Source organism: Pantoea sp. E956-1 (genome assembly GCF_982223955.1).
In genome coordinates this window covers 180560-197400 of the sequence record NZ_CEUYZP010000009.1, presented here as the reverse complement: position 1 = coordinate 197400, position 16841 = coordinate 180560, and the positions used below count along the sequence as shown (strand labels likewise).

The following is a 16841-nucleotide window of genomic DNA, read 5'->3' as shown; positions in this document are numbered from 1 at the left end:
CGAGCGGCCAGGGATGGCATTAGCGCCTTTCCGATCTGACCGGGTTTCCTGAGCAGGCGCGATCTCATTGCTATGCTTTGCTTCAGGCGTATGCTCCCTGATCCTGCTTTCTGTTAACCGCATGAAACGGCCCTGAGGCCGCCATCTGCTTAGTTAAAGCGCGCGTCGCGATCGGACGTCAGATCATACAGCTGGTACTTACGACCCAGCATCTGACCGCCATCACGCGTCAGCGGCACCCAGTTCACCTGCGCGCGACCGCGCGTTGGCGTCACGGTGAACAGATCCATTGGGATGGAGATATAGAAGCCTTTGGTGAAGTCGCCTTCGCCATACTCTTCAGACGAGACGTTGGTTTTGGTGGCATAGACACCCACCATCACGCCACTGTCGAAGCGCTTCGACACATCGACCGTCACGCCTTTATCTTTCGCCAGATACTGACCGACGCTGGTTTTCACCAATACATCCTGCATGAACCATGGACGCCAGTAACCCGTCAGGTTGCCGGTTGAGGCTTTATAACGGTTAAACTGCATCATGTTGTCCCAGTCACGCTGACGGACATAGTTAGCATCGACGCCCACCGCCCAGTTCGCATCGACCGGACGATAGAGCAGCTCGCCGCCCACGCCGCCGTACATCGTCTCCAGATACCCGCCGTAGACCTGACCATAGAAGCCGTTACCGAGGTGGCCCATATAGTTCGCCTGCAGATCGTTGACGTAGACGTTGTTCTCAACGTAGTCGCGGATATGAGTACGCACGCGCGGCAGCGAAGAGTCCGCCGGTGCGCCGTTGTAGTTGAACTTGTCGTAGTTGTTGGCGAGGTTACCAAACAGACTGCCGCCCACCAGCAGGTGATCCGTCAGCCAGTAATCAGCGTTAGCCATTACGCCGACCTGATACATATAGAAGCTTTCCGGGCCGCCCACCGACTGATTCAGCACCGGAGAGAGGCTGTAGTTCAGGCGATCCTGACGGATAAACATGCCCTGCTCAGTCGTACCCGGATCGACCGGTTCTTTGCGGGTCTGTTGCAGCGGCTGATCATGGCCCAGCGGATAGCCTTCCAGATTGTTACGCAGGCTGGCAACCTGCGTCTCAGTCGTCACCTGTGGCATGTTAAAGCGCGACTCGGTCACATTGATCGTGTCGATGCCGTCAGGCAGGTGATTCATGATGATGCGGTTAGCGCGATCCACCCCTTCGCGGGTATCGCGATACTTCGTCTGTTCGCCTGACACATAGATCGTGTGACCCTGAGTCTGAATACGCGGACCATCGAGACCGGCGTTGTATTTCAGATCGGTCAGCTGAGTGCCCACCACCGTCGGCTCCAGCAACTTAGGTTGCGGCTGCGGATTGTAGGAAGGCTTCTCGCTGTCGATGTGCGCCTGACGCAGATCGTTGAAGTTGGTGCGAATGGTGACACCAAACATAAAGGTGTTACCGCGTTCGTAGCTGGCGTTGATGTCAGCCCAGTCGGTCACGCGATAAATCGCTCCGACGTTGAGCTTGCTGCGCTGCTCAAGGCGGCCAGCAAAGTCATTCTGGTAGTCGTTGCCCTCATACTCCATTTTAAGGCGCAGCGGCTGCCAGGGCGTCTGATACTCCACGCCGCCAAACAGCGCCGTCGGGCCGTGGAACATCTGCGAGCCGTTGATTGAACCCGCTTCGCCTACCTGTGGACGCTGGCAATAGCTGTCGCTGTATGAGCAGAAGGGGTTCTTCACCGTGCCGCTGTTGCCGAGATAGCCCCAGCCAAGCCCCAGGGTAAAGTCGAACGGTCCCCATGCTTTGGTCGCCACCAGATATTCGCTGTCGAACAGACCGGTACCGCCCAGATCGCGGGTGCCCACCGCCACTTCCGGCAGCCAGAAGCCCTCCTGCCACAGACGGAGTTTCAGGTCGAAGGCTTTATCTTTATAGCTCTGAGTGCCGCTGAATTCTGAAACCGCACTGTACTGACGGGTACGCACGTCGGTATAGCGCACCGTGGTCTCCAGCCAGGGAAAGAGCTGCAGTGACGCGGAATAGTATCGGTACTGATCGTTGTCGCGCGCGTTGAGGCTGAACTCGCCCTCTTTGGCCATGCGCGCCGTCGGCACCTGCATCAGACCCACGCCGCCGAAATCGGATTGTGAAGGGCCCACCGGCTCGGGCCAGGTATCAGCCTGCGCCTGACAGGCTGCCGCCACAGAAACAGCCAACAGGCTGAAGAGATAACGTTTTTTCATCAGTCTGGTATCCGGTGAGTCAGTACGGAAAGGATGCGTTCATTAAGGTCTTCATAGCTGCCTGGCAGGCTCCATGACGAAAAGCCGAGCCATATGATGCTGCCTGGCTCCACTTCCGCATGGCGATGATTCCAGTAGGCAACCGGCACCTGCTGTGTGGCGCCTGAAGGTGCAACCACCGTGACAAAATTGCGTTCTGCCCCGGAGAGTGCGTCATGACCATCCAGATAGTCGCGTACTGATTTACCCGGCTGCCAGCTCACTTTGCCTGCGCCGCTCAGCGCGCCGAGCAGTAGCACAGAATCGGAGGGCGCCTGCAGATAGAGGTCATAGCTGCCTTCCAGCCGACGGTTGTCAGCCGGATGCAGACGGATCCAGTCCGGGTCGAGCGACGTAAACTGGCGACCAGTCACTTTAATGGCGCTCAACTGGCGGATCACCTCATCAATGGCCGCCGCCCGATCGCCGCTGCTGTCGGCACGCCAGGCACGTAACGCGCCCAGCGTCTGTTGATATTGCTGCTGTGCTACTGCACTGGCGCCGCGCTCGGCAATAAAGGTCGCGCGCCAGTCAGTGTTGACCTGCAGTGGAGGCAGAGTCACCAGCTGGGACAGATCCGCGACCTGACTCAGCTCAGCCTGACCGCCGTTGTGCGGTGCATGAACGGTAACCTGCGCGGTTGCCTGCGCTTCTGCGGCGCTGAACAGGCTCAGCCCGGCCAGCAAAAAAGTGATTTTTTTCATGATTTCGCCGGCTTCAGAATAGTGATATCGACAGGGAAGGTGTCTGCCGCCAGCATCTGATGGGCCTGCACCACATCGCCGCTGCTGTTATCGATCCAGAAAATGTTTTCCCACTCGCGGTTACTGCTGTCGATGCTCACCTGCTCATGCCAGACGCGGCACGGAATGCGGTTGCCCGCCACGGTCAGGACTTCGTCGGTGCCGCGCTGGAAGGTTGAACGCACAGTCGCGCCGCGAATCTTGCCCTGTTCGGTCCACTGCACGATGCGGGTCCAGCCTGCGCCGTTGCTGATATGCAGGCTGTCAGCGAGCGGATCCTGTTGCAGATTGCTGACGCTCAGCAGGTTGTCCGGCAAGCCCAGGGTTTTAACCAGGCGGCCATGCTGTGTCACCAGCATCGCCTGATCCTGTGTCACCCATTTCTGCTGACCTTTCTCGTTGTAGCCGAGCACCACAAAAATGCGCGGACCTTCATTCAGGCGAGCATAGAGACTGGCATAGGGAAGATTGTTGACCTGTTGATCGGTAACGGTCACGTCGTCCGGACCGTTAACCGCAAGCAGCAGCGTCTGTTCAAGACCTTTTTGCGTTTGTGTACAGGCCTGCAGCAGCAGGCAAGCGAGCAGCAGAGGAAGTTGGCGCACTGTGTGTCCCTGATAAGTCATGCCAAAGTAAAAAATAACCACACAGGCGTGTGGTTATGTTTAAAGGTGCTCTGCCCGTCCCGTTCCGGCTGCAAAGGTGCAGGTTACGTGGCTCAGCGTCATCACTCACCGAAGTCAGTGGTTCAGCCTCTGCCCGTTTGCTGCAGATCAGCAATCAGACGGGTGTCGGGCATCCATCAACGAGTGGTGCTCGTCGTGGTCGTGGTTGTTGTACCGGTATTTGCACCGTCACCACCGCCAGAAGCGGCAATGCCGAGCCCGACCAGCGCGCCAAGTGCACCGATACCCACAGCGGTCGACGTGCCAGCAGAGATTGCTCCCGCCTGCGCGCCAGCTGCGGTACCAGCTTCTTCCGGCGCAGCAAATGCACTGGAAGAGACGGCAACGAAGATCAAGGCTGCACCGGCAACCATAGTTTTTTTCATAACAGCGTTTCCTGCATTGAGTGAATGAAGGATCTCTGTCCGCTGACGTTGCAACGCAGTCAGACTGCGGCAAAATCGTCGAACAGTCCCATTGCGGGCGCGTTCAGTATAGGGCAACAAAATACCAGAGTTCAGCATTGGAAAAACCAGGGCGAATGGCGGGGTAAACACGTGATTTAATCAGCAGAATTGGGGATAACTACTTTTTATATCGGAATATTTTGGGCTGATGCCAGATATTTCGCTGCTGGCGAATCAATTGCAAAGCGTATTGTTCTTTTTTATTTATATCTGGTACGGAATAAGAATAATCAGAATTTACTCAGGATTGCCGGAAATGAATATGATTAAGAATCAATAGCTAACAATATAGATCATACAATTTCAGGGCCATTTTATACTTTATTAAAAACGGTTGAATGCACCGATGTTCAGAATTATCTTAGGGCCTTTTAAGACTTTTCCCTGACAACATATCCTCCCTGACGATATAAACCGTCCATTCAGATGTAAAAACAGACAAAAAAAGGGCGGCAAAGTGGCCGCCCGATGAAATTAATACCGATTAACGCCAGGATTTATAGCGGTTAATTAAGGCATTAGTGGAACTGTCATGAGTCGTAATTTCGTCCTCATTTTCCAGTTCTGGCAGAATACGGTTCGCCAGTTGCTTACCTAATTCCACACCCCACTGATCGAAGGTAAAGATATTCAGGATGGCACCCTGAGTGAAGATTTTATGCTCATACAGGGCAATCAGCGCGCCCAGGCTGTAGGGGGTAATCTCACGCAGCAAGATGGAGTTGGTCGGGCGGTTACCTTCAAACACCTTGAACGGCACGATATGGGCCACAGACTCTGCAGATTTACCTGCATCGGTAAACTCTTTCTCTACGACGTCGCGTGATTTACCAAACGCCAGCGCTTCAGTCTGGGCAAAGAAGTTAGAGAGCAGCTTCGGATGGTGATCCGCGAGCGCGTTATGGGTAATGGCCGGGGCAATAAAGTCACACGGAACCAGCTTGGTACCCTGATGGATCAGCTGATAAAACGCGTGCTGACCGTTGGTGCCGGGTTCGCCCCAGATGATTGGGCCAGTCTGGTAGTCCACCGGATGACCGGCACGATCCACATACTTGCCGTTTGACTCCATATTTCCCTGCTGGAAATAGGCGGCAAAGCGATGCATGTACTGGTCGTAAGGCAGAATCGCTTCGGTTTCAGCACCAAAGAAATTGTTGTACCAGATACCAATCAGCGCCAGCAGCACCGGCAGGTTCTGCTCAGCCGGCACAGAGGCGAAGTGCTGGTCCATAGCATGTGCGCCGCTCAGCAACTGCTCGAAGTTATCGAAGCCAATTGAGAGAATGATCGACAGGCCGATCGCTGACCACAGTGAATAGCGGCCGCCAACCCAGTCCCAGAATTCAAACATGTTGTTGGTGTCGATACCGAATTCGCCCACCGCTTTGGCGTTGGTCGACAGTGCAGCAAAGTGTTTCGCTACGTGCTGCTGGTCGCCCGCCGTTTTCAGGAACCAGTCGCGCGCGCTGTGGGCGTTGGTCATCGTTTCCTGGGTGGTGAAGGTTTTCGATGCCACCAGGAACAGGGTAGTTTCCGGGCTGAGGTCTTTCAGCGTTTCGGCGATGTGGGTGCCGTCAACGTTAGAAACAAAATGCATGTTCAGATGGTTTTTGTACGGGCGCAGCGCTTCAGTCACCATAAACGGGCCGAGGTCAGAGCCGCCGATACCGATATTCACCACGTCGGTGATCGCTTTACCGGTATAGCCTTTCCATTCGCCGCTTATGATGCGCTCAGAGAAGCCTTTCATCTTATCCAGCACCGCGTTGACCTCTGGCATCACATCTTTGCCATCCACCAGAATCGGCGTGTTACTCCGGTTACGCAGCGCGACGTGCAGCACCGCACGATCTTCGGTGCGGTTAATCTTCTCACCCGAGAACATAGACTGAATGGCACCGCTCAGTTCGGTCTCTTTGGCCAGCGCCTGTAACTTATCGAGGGTTTCCTGGGTGATGCGGTTTTTAGAGAAATCCACCAGCATCTGATCATCAAAGGTGGCAGAGAATTTGGCAAAACGATCGGCATCCTGGGCGAACAGATCGGCAATTTCTACCGACTTCATCTGCTCAAAATGCTGTTGCAGCGCTTTCCAGGCTGCGGTTTGTGTCGGATTGATATTTTTCATGGCAACACTCTTGTTGATATTAAGAACCGTCATTCCATCGGAGGCACATCATGCCCGTTTAGCGTTTCAGTATGACCACAGTTGTAACTGAAAGGAAAAATTTTGTCAGCGCGCGCCGGACAGGCGATCTGAACGCCGCTGTTTATCGCCAGCATTCACTGGCGCGAACAGCCAGCGGACCGCAGAGGCAACGCGCGGTAAAGTGTGACGCGAAAGTCTGCGCAAAACGTTGTGCCGTATCAGGGATTGCTGCATGGGCTGAACCCATTAAGCACTGTAGCCGCTGCGACGCAGAGTCATTTGTTTTCTGATGCGGCGCTCCGGTCATCGCTGACATTGACAGCAGGTCCAGAAAAGGCTAGATCTATGCGCCTACTTGCGCACCTGTGCGCAAGCCAGAAGAGGCGCGTCGCCCAGGCAGTGTGTTGGAGGAACCGTATCCGGTGAAAACACATGATGGGGAGCGACGCCGAGGTGGGTCAGCACGCGGTGTGCTGCCTGTCGGCTACAGGGGCTGAATCCTCTGGGTTGTCACCAGAAACGTCTGCAGTCGACGTTTCGCAAGGTGGGGCGCTTCTGGGTGACTCGTCTATCCGATCTTGTCCGCCCGTTTCTGCTCTTTCCTTGTGCCTGGCTGAAAGAATGTTTCTCGACCCTTTCATCGGCGAGAACAAGATAACCTGACACGAGGTCCTACATGTCTCAAACACTGATAGTGGCAAAATTCGGCGGCACCAGCGTAGCCGATTTTGAAGCGATGAACCGCAGCGCCGATGTGGTGTTGCAGGACGCCAGCACGCGTCTGGTGGTGCTCTCGGCTTCGGCGGGCATTACTAATCTGCTGGTTGCGCTGGCTGAAGGCCAGCAGGCTCCTCAGCGCGCTGTGCTGCTTGATGATATCCGCCGTATCCAGTACGCCATTGTTGATCGCCTGCAGCGTCCGAAAGTAATCCGCGATGAAATTGATCGGATGATCGACAATATCAGCATGCTTTCCGAAGCCGCCTCACTGGCAACCTCGAATGCCCTGACCGATGAACTGGTCAGCCACGGTGAGCTGATGTCATCACTGCTGTTTGTGGAAATTCTGCGTGAACGCCAGGTTAACGCGGAGTGGTTCGATGTCCGCAAAGTCATGCGTACCGACGATCATTTTGGCCGGGCAGTGCCGGATGTACAGGTGCTGGCGGAGCAGGCGACGGCGCAGTTACAGCCGCGCATTGAGCAGGCATTAGTCATTACTCAGGGTTTCATTGGCAGTGAAAGCGAAGGACGCACCACGACCTTAGGCCGCGGCGGCAGTGATTACACCGCCGCGCTGCTGGGCGAAGCGCTGAACGCGGCGCGCGTGGATATCTGGACGGATGTGCCAGGCATCTACACCACCGATCCGCGCGTGGTGCCGACGGCGAAGCGTATTGATGAAATCACTTTTGAAGAAGCCGCTGAAATGGCGACGTTCGGCGCGAAAGTGCTGCACCCGGCGACGCTGCTTCCCGCTGTACGCCGGGGTATTCCGGTATTCGTCGGTTCCAGCAAGGATCCGGCAGCCGGGGGAACCCGCGTCTGCAATGAAACCCGCAACCCGCCGCTGTTTCGGGCGCTGGCGCTACGTCGTAAGCAGACACTGTTAACGCTGCACAGCCTTAACATGCTGCATACGTTTGGTTTCCTTGCCGAACTCTTCAATATTCTGGCGCGTCATAACGTCTCGGTTGACCTGATCACCACCTCCGAAGTGAGCGTGGCGCTGACGCTCGACACCACCGGATCGACCTCAACCAGTGCCAGCCTGCTGACCCAGGCTTTACTGACTGAACTCTCGTCGCTGTGCCGGGTTGAAGTGGAAGAAGATCTGGCGCTGGTGGCGATTATCGGTAACCAGCTATCAAAAGCGTGCGGCGTCGGCAAAGAGGTGTTTGGTGTGCTCGACCCGTTCAACCTGCGGATGATTTGCTACGGTGCCAGCAGCTACAACCTCTGCTTCCTGGTACCGGGCAACGATGCGGAAAGCGTGGTACGTACGCTGCATCGTAATCTGTTCGAGTAAACTTCTCTGCCATTCAGGCCGCGTCAGCGCGGCCTGCAAAGCGGCAAAAATGGTTCATATCTCCCTCATTACTCCCCGGCACGCGACTTCCGATAAACCCTGTTAATTCATAAATTTAATGCCTGTTATTGCCAAATGGCAACCCCTTTCTCTGCGCATTTCGTGCACCTGCATTGCGCTCCCTTTCCGCAGATTTATAATCCCGCCGCTGAATCAATTCACCCAAATTTAGGAAATATCATGAAAAGGTTAGTCGCAGAGGCGCTGGGTACCTTCGTACTGGTGGCCGGCGGTTGTGGTAGTGCCGTGCTGTCAGCTGCGTTCCCGGAACTGGGCATTGGCTTCGTGGGCGTGGCGCTGGCTTTCGGGCTGAGCGTGCTGGTCATGGCGTATGCGGTCGGTCACATCTCAGGCGGGCACTTTAACCCGGCGGTGACCCTGGGATTAGTGGCAGGCGGACGTTTTCCCGCGTCTCAGGCCATTCCTTACATCATCGCGCAACTGGCAGGTGGCATTGCCGCTGGCGCAGTGCTCTATCTGATCGCCAGCGGTAAAGGCGACTTCAGTGCAGCGGCCAGCGGCTTTGCGGCAAATGGCTACGGTGAACACTCACCGGGCGGCTTCAGCCTGCAGTCAGGTATGATCGCCGAAGGGGTGATGACCGCTATCTTCCTGATTGTGATCATGGGTGCCACCAGCGAACGCGCGCCAAAAGGCTTTGCACCTGTCGCGATTGGTCTGGCGTTAACCCTGATTCACCTGATCAGCATTCCGGTTACCAATACCTCGGTTAACCCGGCACGCAGCACCGCGGCAGCCCTGTTCCAGGGGGACTGGGCGATCTCTCAGCTGTGGATGTTCTGGTTAATGCCGATTATCGGTGCCGTGATTGGTGGTTTGATCTACCGCGGTTTAGAGGAAAAAGCAGCGTAATTTCGTCAATATTCAGCGGATCGGCAGCAGTCGATCCGCATTTTCCCGCCTCGACCCATCTTCGCCTTACGCCATGATAATGAAATGTTATGATCCGGCCTTCGTCACGGCAGTCGTTCCTGCATGGCGACTCTCTATGGCAAATCTGCATAAAACATAACATTCTTATAAGGAAGTCTGGCTATGCTCGCCACGTTAACCCGCCTGTTCCCGCTCTGGGCCGTGCTATTGTCTGTCGCCGCTTATTACTCTCCAGGTACGTTTCTCGGCATCGGACCCTGGGTCACTTATCTGCTGATGCTGATTATGTTCGGCATGGGTGTGACCCTGAATATCGACGATTTTAAACGGGTCCTGACCCGACCTGCGCCGGTGATTGCCGGAACCTTTCTGCACTATCTGGTGATGCCGTTAGCCGCCTGGGGGCTGGCCAAACTGTTTCATATGCCGCCCGATCTGGCTGCCGGTATGATTCTGGTCGGCTCAGTTGCCAGCGGCACCGCCAGCAACGTCATGATCTATCTGGCGAAGGGGGATGTGGCGCTGTCAGTGACAATCTCGTCAGTCTCTGCGCTGGTGGGTGTGTTCGCCACGCCGCTGTTAACCCGCTTTTATGTTGATACCCACATTCAGGTTGATGTGGCTGGCATGCTGCTGAGTATCGTGAAGATCGTCGTGATCCCCATCTCCCTGGGACTGATCATTCATCACAGCATGAACTGCGTGGTTCGCCGGGTCGAACCCTGGCTGCCTGCGTTTTCGATGGTCTGCATTCTGCTGATCATCAGTGCGGTGGTGGCGGGCAGTCAGGCCTTTATTGGATCGGTGGGTCTGATGGTGATCGCGGCGGTGATCCTGCATAACGCGATTGGCCTGCTTGGCGGCTACTGGGGTGGCAAGTTGTTTGGCTTCGATGAGTCAACCTGCCGTACCCTGGCGCTGGAGGTTGGCATGCAAAACTCCGGACTGGCGGCGACGCTGGGAAAACTCTACTTCTCACCACTGGCGGCATTGCCAGGCGCGCTGTTCTCGGTGTGGCACAACCTGTCAGGTTCACTGCTGGCGGGTTACTGGTCAGGAAAGCCGATTAAGAAGAAGTAACAGTGGCGGCGCATTATTGCACTGCGCCGCATCTCACTGCTGCCGCGCCGGACGATCACCGCTCCGGCGCAGCAGGCTATTCACTCCGCTCAGTTTTATTCATAGTCACGTTCATCGTCGGGCTGTTCCAGCACCGTGTAGGCCACACTGCAGAACAGTGAATTCAGGCGCTTCATGTCGCCCAGTAAACCGAGGTGCAGCGAACTGGTCTCAATGCTCTGCACGTTCTGTTGGTGCAGCCGGTCAACATGCGCGTGAGAGTAGCGGCGGATCATCAGACGGAAGCGATGTTTAGCGCGGCGCAGACGTTTAGCGCTGGTGACATCGTGTGACAGAAACACCGACAGACTCATTCTGAGGTTAGCGATCAGCAGCTCATGCAGCTCCTGCAGCTCTTTTAATCCCTCGGCAGAGAACGCGCGGCCCGCTGCCAGCGACTTGTCAGCGACATCGCCGCTCATCCGCTCAATGATGTCCCCGGCCTGCTCCAGATTAAGTGACATTTCAATGATTTCGCCCCAGCGACGCGAGTCCTCTTCGGGGAGGTCCTCTTTTGGCATCCGCGCCAGATAGAGTTTGATGGCGGTATAGAGCACATCGACATCATCATCCAGCCTGCGCACCGTGCGTTCCTCGCGGGATTCGCCATGTACTACCTTATTAAACGCCTCCAGCATCTGCTCCAGCACGTCGCCCATGCGCAACGCTTCGCGGGCGGCATTCACCAGCGCCAGCGCCGGCGTATCCAGCGCGCTGCGATCGAGGTGTTTCGGCTTAAGGTGCAGCGCGTTATCCACGTCGTCGGCGATCATACGACGACAGAGGCGCGCCATCAGGTCAGCAAACGGCACCATCGCCACGCAGCGGATCAGGTTGTAAAACACATGGAAGAAAATCACTAACTCTTCATCGTTGACTGGCAGCTTATCCAGCCACTCCGCCACAATATCGACAAACGGCAGGATGAACACGCAGCCGATCAGCTTGAACAGCAGGCTGCCGAGCGCCACGCGCTTGCCCGCGGCATTTGAGCCGCTGGCGTTGATCATCGCCAGCAGGCCGCTACCGAGGTTGGCACCAATCACCAGACAGAGCGCCACCTTGAATGAAATCACGCCGGTGGCGGTGAGCGTCGCGGTGATCAGCACCGCGGCCAGGCTGGAGTAACTGATGATGGCGAATACCGCCCCCAGCAGCGCATCAAGCATCACGTCGCCGGTCAGGCTGGAGAAAAGCACCTGGACACCGGCGGCCTGGGTAATCGGCCGAGCCGCTTCGACAATCAGCTGCAGCGCCAGCAATATCAGGCCCAGGCCGATACTGGCCCGGCCTAACTGACCCGCACGGGTCTGCTTGCGGCTGAGGAAGAACACCACGCCAAAGAAGATAAACAGCGGTGAGAGCCAGGAGAGATCAAACGTCAGGATACGCGCCATAATAGCGGTGCCGACATCCGCGCCAAGAATCACTACCAGCGCGGGCGTCAGGCTGACCAGATTCTGCGCCACAAAAGAGGTCACCAGCAGCGTGGTGGCGTTGCTGCTCTGCACCAGCGTGGTCACGCCAATGCCCGCCAGAAACGCCATCGGTTTTTTTTCTATGCTGCGACTCAGGACGCGGCGCAGATCGGCACCGTAGACCCGCATGATGCCGGTTCGTACGATATGCGTGCCCCAGACCAGCAGGGCTACCGCAGAGAGTAAATTAAGCAGGGTTAACACGTGGTGTCGCTCCTCGAATGTCAGGCTCAAAGCACAGACTGCCAGCCTGACGGAAGAGAGCAATCTGTGAAGGGGATTGCCGTGCGATGCGTGATTTTTTCCTGTGTTTTAAGCCACCTGGCGCAAAGTCGACATCTCTAATTGTAGACCAATCTTCCTGCCAGCGGGGTGCAAATCCGCCGCCGATCGGTTAAGCACATCAATCGAAAGTTCCACATCATGCGCCCGGATACGATAGCGGATCACGTTGCCCAGCAGACTGTGGCTGAGGATTTCCGCAGGAATGCCCTGGCCCGGCGCGGTGAACAGCATCGATTCCGGGCGAATGGCCACCTGGCTATGGAAAGGCTGCCCGGTCAGTCGCGTCGCCTGCTCAGCGCTCAGCAGGTTGTAGTTGCCAATAAATCCGGCGGCAAAGAGATCGACCGGTTGGGTATAGAGCGCTTCGGCATCGCCGTTCTGCACGATTTTGCCCCGGTTCATCAGCACGATACGATCGGAGAGCGTCAGCGCCTCCTCCTGATCGTGGGTGACGAACAGGGTGGTGAGATTCAGCTCGCGCTGGATGCGCCGGATTTGATCGCGCAGATGGCGGCGAATACGTGCATCCAGCGCCGACAGCGGTTCATCCAGCAGCAGCAGACGCGGACGCGTCACCAGCGAACGTGCCAGTGCCACGCGCTGACACTGCCCGCCTGACAACTGGTGCGGATAGCGGCGTGCATAATCACTGAGTTCAACCAGCTCCAGCACCTCCAGTACCCGCTGGCGAATCTGCGCTTCGGGCAGTTTCTGCATCTTCAGGCCAAATGCGACGTTCTTCTCTACCGTCATATTGGGAAACAGCGCATAGCTCTGGAACACCATACCGATGGCGCGCTTCTGCGGGGCCAGCGGTACAATATCTTTGCCCTCCAGCCTGATTTCACCGCTGTCGACGCTGGTTAACCCCGCCAGACAACGCAGCAGCGTCGATTTACCGCAGCCGCTGGGGCCGAGCAGGGTGACAAATTCCCCTTCAGCGGCGCTGAAATCGATCTGCTCAAAAATGGGCGTGGGTCCATAGGACTTGTTCAGCTCTCTGACCTCAAGGTAACTCATATTCAGCCTCGTTCGGGATTCAGGGCGTTGGCCAGCCAGGTGACCAGCAGCACCACAAAGAAGTAGGAGATCACCAGGGCGCTGGTGAAGTGACCGCTGCCGTTACGCATGTTGAAGAGGTAAACCTGCAGGGTTTCATAGCGGTTGCCGACCAGCAGGTTAGCGAAGACAAATTCGCCAATCAGGAAGGAGAAAGAGAGCAGCACGGCAATCAGCATCCCTTTGCGCAGGTTGGGCAGCACGACCCACAGCGCCGCCTGCCAGGTGCTGGCACCCAGCAACTGCGCGGCATCAATCAGCTCTTTGAGGTTGATCGCCTGCATATTGTTCGCCAGCGCCCGGTAGATAAAGGGCAAGGCGATAGTGAAATAACAGCCGATTAAGATCCACGGCGTGCCGGTCAGCATCAGCGGTGACGAAGAGTAGAGTTGCAGTAATCCCACTGACGACACCACCGGCGGCACGGCGAAAGGCATCAGGATCAGGACGTTCATCACCGCATCCAGTCGAGGAAAATAGTAAGCGATTACAAACATGGCAGGCAGCACCAGCACCAGCGAGAACAGCAGCGCACCCAGGCAAATCAGCAGCGAATGGCCCAGCGCCGTCAGAAATCGCGGGTCGCTCCAGAGCTGGATGAACCACTTCAGGCTATAGCCCTGTGGCAGAATGGTGTTACTCCAGTCGGACGACAGTGCATAAAGCAGTGTGGCCAGTAAAGGCAGTGCCAGCAGGGTAAAGAGTAACCCAATCATTATCCGGTGATAGAGGTGCTCAGCACGTGACATGGCGGCTCCTTTCATGGCTGTTTCGCATTGAGATAGCTACGGCGCACCAGATACTGCTGCACCAGGGTAATCAGCGCCATAATCGCCACCAGCAGCATCGCCAGCGCGCTACCGGTGTTGGGATCCAGCGAGATATCACCGGAGACCAGCGCGGCAATACGCACCGGCACCACGTTGAAATTACCCGTGGTCAGGGCATAAATCGTGGCGTAAGCGCCCAGCGCATTCGCCAGCAGGATCACGAAGGTCCCGAGCAGCGCCGGAAACAGAATCGGCAGGCCGATGTGCCACCAGTAGTGCCAGCGGCTGGCACCCAGCAGCGCAGCGGACTCCTGCCACTCTTTTTTCAGTCCGTCGAACGCCGGGTAGAGCAGCAGCACGCCCAGCGGGATCTGGAACCAGGTGTATACCAGCACCATGCCGTTGCGCGAGAAGAGTCTGAAGCTTTCAACCAGACCATAATGGCGCAACAGCAGCGTCAGGCAGCCGTTCAGCCCCAGCAGAATCACAAAGGCAAACGCCAGCGGGACACCGGCAAAGTTGCTGGTCATGTTGGTAAAAGCGATGAGAAAGCGCTGCAGTCGTCCGCCGCCGAGCTGATGCAGTGAATAGCCGGTGACCAGTGCAATCAGTAAGCCGTAGACGCTTGACCAGAATGAGATATCCAGCGAAAAACGAAACGCCTGCTGGTAGAAGGGCGAGGTGAGAATGTCCTGATAGTTATCCCAGCCCCACTGGCTGTTCATCTCACTCCAGAAGCTATTAATGGCGATCCACAACAGCGGGGCCAGCTGAAAGGCGACCCAGAACAGGGTGAACGGTAACAGCAGCAGCAGCGCGACTCCTTTTCCCCTCATCTCTTCGGCTCCGCCAGCAGCCCGCGACAGACCGGCTTGTCATGTGCCACCTCAAGCAGTTCACACAGCGTGCCGCACAGGTCGGTCTGCTGGGGTGCCAGGTCAGGCTGCAACGAAAAAGCCCGGCCAAAGACAAACAGCGGCACCGTGGTCTCTTCCGGCAGAATACCGCCGTGAGAGCGATCGTCATTCATACCGTGATCGGCGGTCACCATCACCTGATAGCCCTCAGCCAGCCACAAGGGCATCCACTGCGACAGCAGGCCATCGGCGATGCGTGCCCGGTTGCGGTACTGTGGCGAGGAGAGGCCCGATTTATGACCGGCATCGTCGATGTTCATCGGGTGGATTAGCAGAAAGTCGGGATCGTGACGCAGCCGCAGGCTCTCTGCATCTTCAAACAGATGCGAGTCGGGATAGCTATCGTCAGAATAAAAATGGCCATACTGAATGGGCAGGTCCGGCGCGTCAGTGTGACGATCGCGCGCCGGAACGAACGGCGTTCGGTTATAAAGCTCACTCACCCAGTGGTAGGCCGCCGCTGCCGTCGTCAGTCCCGCTGCTCGCGAAAAGTGAAATACGCTGCGCTCGCGACTTAACCGGCTGACGCCATTATGAATAATGCCGCTTCTGACCGGCGGAACACCGGTCAGAATGCACTCATAAAGCGGGCGTGACAGCGAGGGTAATTCACAGGTCATACGGTAATAGAACCCGTTGCCCTGCGAACATTCGGCATGCAGGTAACCCATTGCATGTTGTGCGACCTGATTGCTCAGGCCGTCCAGCACTACCAGAATGGTCTTCATTCCGTTCTCCCTGCCGCGAATTACTGCTGCATGTTGATGATGACGTTTTCCTGCCACAGGCGCGGCAGCATTTTCGACGATTTATCCCAGGCAGCCTGATCTTTAACCGGACGGGCATTTTTATATTCAGATTGCGGCAGCAGGCGAGCCTGAACGTCCGCTGGCAGCGTCAGATGCTCGGCACGGATCGGACGGGCATAGCCCTTCGCCAGATTGATCTGTCCCTGGTCTGAGAAGATATATTCGCGTGTCAGTTTTGCGGCGTTAGGGTGTTTCGCATATTTGTTGATGACGGTGGTGTAGCCGGAGGTCACGGAGCCATCAGACGGAATCACCACTTCGTAGCGGTTTTTGTCGATCTGGTCCCGGTAGTTAAGGGCGTTAAAGTCCCACACCACCGCCATCTGCACTTCACCTTTTTCGATATTGGCAATCACCGGATCGGTCACGCCAAGACGACCCTGTCTGGCCAGATCGGCAAAGAAAGCCAGCGCCGGTTTCAGGTTCTTCTCATCGCCACCTAAGGCGTAGTTTGCCGCCAGTACGCCGTTGGCCGCCTGAGCTGCCACGCCGACGTCACCGATAGTAACCACATACTTACCTTTTTTCAGATCGGCCCAGCTGTGGGGGATATCTTTAACCTGCTGCTTGTCGATCAGAAAGGCGATGGTGCCGGTATAGGCCAGCGCCCAGTGGCCATCTTTATCTTTGGCCCAGGCCGGAATCTGATCCCAGTGAGTGGGTTTATAGGGCTGGGTCACACCTTTAGCGACAGCGATCGGGCCAAAGGCGGCACCCACGTCACCGATGTCAGCGCTGGCGTTCTCTTTCTCTGCATCGAATTTCGCCAGCTCCTGCGCCGATGACATATCGGTATCGCTGTGCTTAAGGCCATATTTGCTGCTGATGTCGTTCCAGGTATCTTTCCAGTTAGCCCAGCTATCCGGCATCCCGACGCTGTTGACCTGGCCTTCACTGCGTGCCGCTTTTTCCAGGGCGGCAAGGTCGTTATCGGCGGCCTGCGCAACGGGCAGGGTGAGCACTACAGCACTGGCTACTACAGAGGCGATAAACGCTTTCATCTCAGTTGCTCCGGGTGTAAGTTGATGGGCCTGACTGGTCTAGTCCAGCAAGAACCGAGCCAATGTAGCCCCTGTATATGAACGATTTATGACAGGGCGGCGCTGTGTGGGGGA

Annotated in this window: 14 protein-coding genes and 1 riboswitch; of the genes, 3 read left to right on the top strand and 11 right to left on the bottom strand. The window is 56.5% G+C overall.

Annotated elements, in window-relative coordinates; all coding sequences use genetic code 11:
* Nucleotides 1-149: 149 nt before the first annotated feature.
* The 5 genes from AC0T7J_RS19730 to pgi form a co-directional block, all read right to left on the bottom strand.
* A complete protein-coding gene (locus tag AC0T7J_RS19730) occupies nucleotides 150-2240 on the bottom strand; it encodes a YjbH domain-containing protein (RefSeq protein WP_473796167.1) in 2091 nt (696 codons plus the stop codon).
* Complete coding sequence (locus tag AC0T7J_RS19725) at nucleotides 2240-2983, bottom strand: capsule biosynthesis GfcC family protein (protein ID WP_473796164.1); 744 nt, start codon at nucleotides 2981-2983, stop codon at nucleotides 2240-2242. Before AC0T7J_RS19725 ends, AC0T7J_RS19730 begins: the two co-directional genes overlap by 1 nt.
* On the bottom strand, nucleotides 2980-3627 hold the full coding sequence (locus tag AC0T7J_RS19720; RefSeq protein WP_473796161.1) for a YjbF family lipoprotein: 648 nt from the start codon (nucleotides 3625-3627) through the stop codon (nucleotides 2980-2982). The genes AC0T7J_RS19725 and AC0T7J_RS19720 overlap by 4 nt, the downstream gene beginning before the upstream one ends.
* Before the next feature lie 197 nt (nucleotides 3628-3824).
* Nucleotides 3825-4073, bottom strand: a complete 249-nt coding sequence (gene yjbE / locus AC0T7J_RS19715) for an exopolysaccharide production protein YjbE (RefSeq protein ID WP_010252668.1) — start codon at nucleotides 4071-4073, stop codon at nucleotides 3825-3827.
* 565 nt (nucleotides 4074-4638) lie between these two features.
* The gene (pgi, locus tag AC0T7J_RS19710; protein WP_473796158.1) at nucleotides 4639-6285 is read right to left on the bottom strand and encodes a glucose-6-phosphate isomerase; all 1647 of its coding nucleotides are present in this window, start codon (nucleotides 6283-6285) and stop codon (nucleotides 4639-4641) included.
* A gap of 391 nt (nucleotides 6286-6676) precedes the next feature.
* A riboswitch (Lysine riboswitch) is annotated at nucleotides 6677-6869 on the top strand.
* Nucleotides 6870-6982: 113 nt separating this feature from the next.
* Between pgi and lysC the strand changes: the two genes are divergently transcribed.
* From lysC to panS, 3 genes are all read left to right on the top strand, one after another.
* Nucleotides 6983-8335 carry a lysine-sensitive aspartokinase 3 gene (gene lysC / locus AC0T7J_RS19705; RefSeq protein ID WP_473796155.1) on the top strand — a complete coding sequence of 451 codons (1353 nt, stop codon included), beginning with the start codon at nucleotides 6983-6985 and terminating at the stop codon, nucleotides 8333-8335.
* A 240-nt stretch (nucleotides 8336-8575) separates the two neighbouring features.
* The gene (gene aqpZ / locus AC0T7J_RS19700) at nucleotides 8576-9268 is read left to right on the top strand and encodes an aquaporin Z (protein WP_069025632.1); all 693 of its coding nucleotides are present in this window, start codon (nucleotides 8576-8578) and stop codon (nucleotides 9266-9268) included.
* Between the two features lie 183 nt (nucleotides 9269-9451).
* Nucleotides 9452-10369, top strand: coding sequence for a ketopantoate/pantoate/pantothenate transporter PanS (panS, locus tag AC0T7J_RS19695; protein WP_473796152.1), 918 nt, complete (start codon nucleotides 9452-9454; stop codon nucleotides 10367-10369).
* Nucleotides 10370-10464: 95 nt separating this feature from the next.
* Here panS and AC0T7J_RS19690 read toward each other — a convergent pair whose 3' ends face one another.
* The 6 genes from AC0T7J_RS19690 to AC0T7J_RS19665 form a co-directional block, all read right to left on the bottom strand.
* The gene (locus AC0T7J_RS19690; RefSeq protein ID WP_031593875.1) at nucleotides 10465-12090 is read right to left on the bottom strand and encodes a Na/Pi cotransporter family protein; all 1626 of its coding nucleotides are present in this window, start codon (nucleotides 12088-12090) and stop codon (nucleotides 10465-10467) included.
* Between the two features lie 108 nt (nucleotides 12091-12198).
* A complete protein-coding gene (locus tag AC0T7J_RS19685) occupies nucleotides 12199-13191 on the bottom strand; it encodes an ABC transporter ATP-binding protein (RefSeq protein WP_473796149.1) in 993 nt (330 codons plus the stop codon).
* Between the two features lie 2 nt (nucleotides 13192-13193).
* On the bottom strand, nucleotides 13194-13979 hold the full coding sequence (locus AC0T7J_RS19680; protein WP_473796146.1) for an ABC transporter permease: 786 nt from the start codon (nucleotides 13977-13979) through the stop codon (nucleotides 13194-13196).
* A gap of 11 nt (nucleotides 13980-13990) precedes the next feature.
* Nucleotides 13991-14836 carry an ABC transporter permease gene (locus AC0T7J_RS19675; protein ID WP_473796143.1) on the bottom strand — a complete coding sequence of 282 codons (846 nt, stop codon included), beginning with the start codon at nucleotides 14834-14836 and terminating at the stop codon, nucleotides 13991-13993.
* Nucleotides 14833-15645: an alkaline phosphatase family protein gene (locus AC0T7J_RS19670; protein ID WP_473796140.1), complete on the bottom strand. Its 813-nt coding sequence runs from the start codon at nucleotides 15643-15645 to the stop codon at nucleotides 14833-14835. Before AC0T7J_RS19670 ends, AC0T7J_RS19675 begins: the two co-directional genes overlap by 4 nt.
* Before the next feature lie 20 nt (nucleotides 15646-15665).
* Nucleotides 15666-16727, bottom strand: a complete 1062-nt coding sequence (locus AC0T7J_RS19665) for an ABC transporter substrate-binding protein (RefSeq protein ID WP_473796137.1) — start codon at nucleotides 16725-16727, stop codon at nucleotides 15666-15668.
* Between the last annotated feature and the right edge of the window lie 114 nt (nucleotides 16728-16841).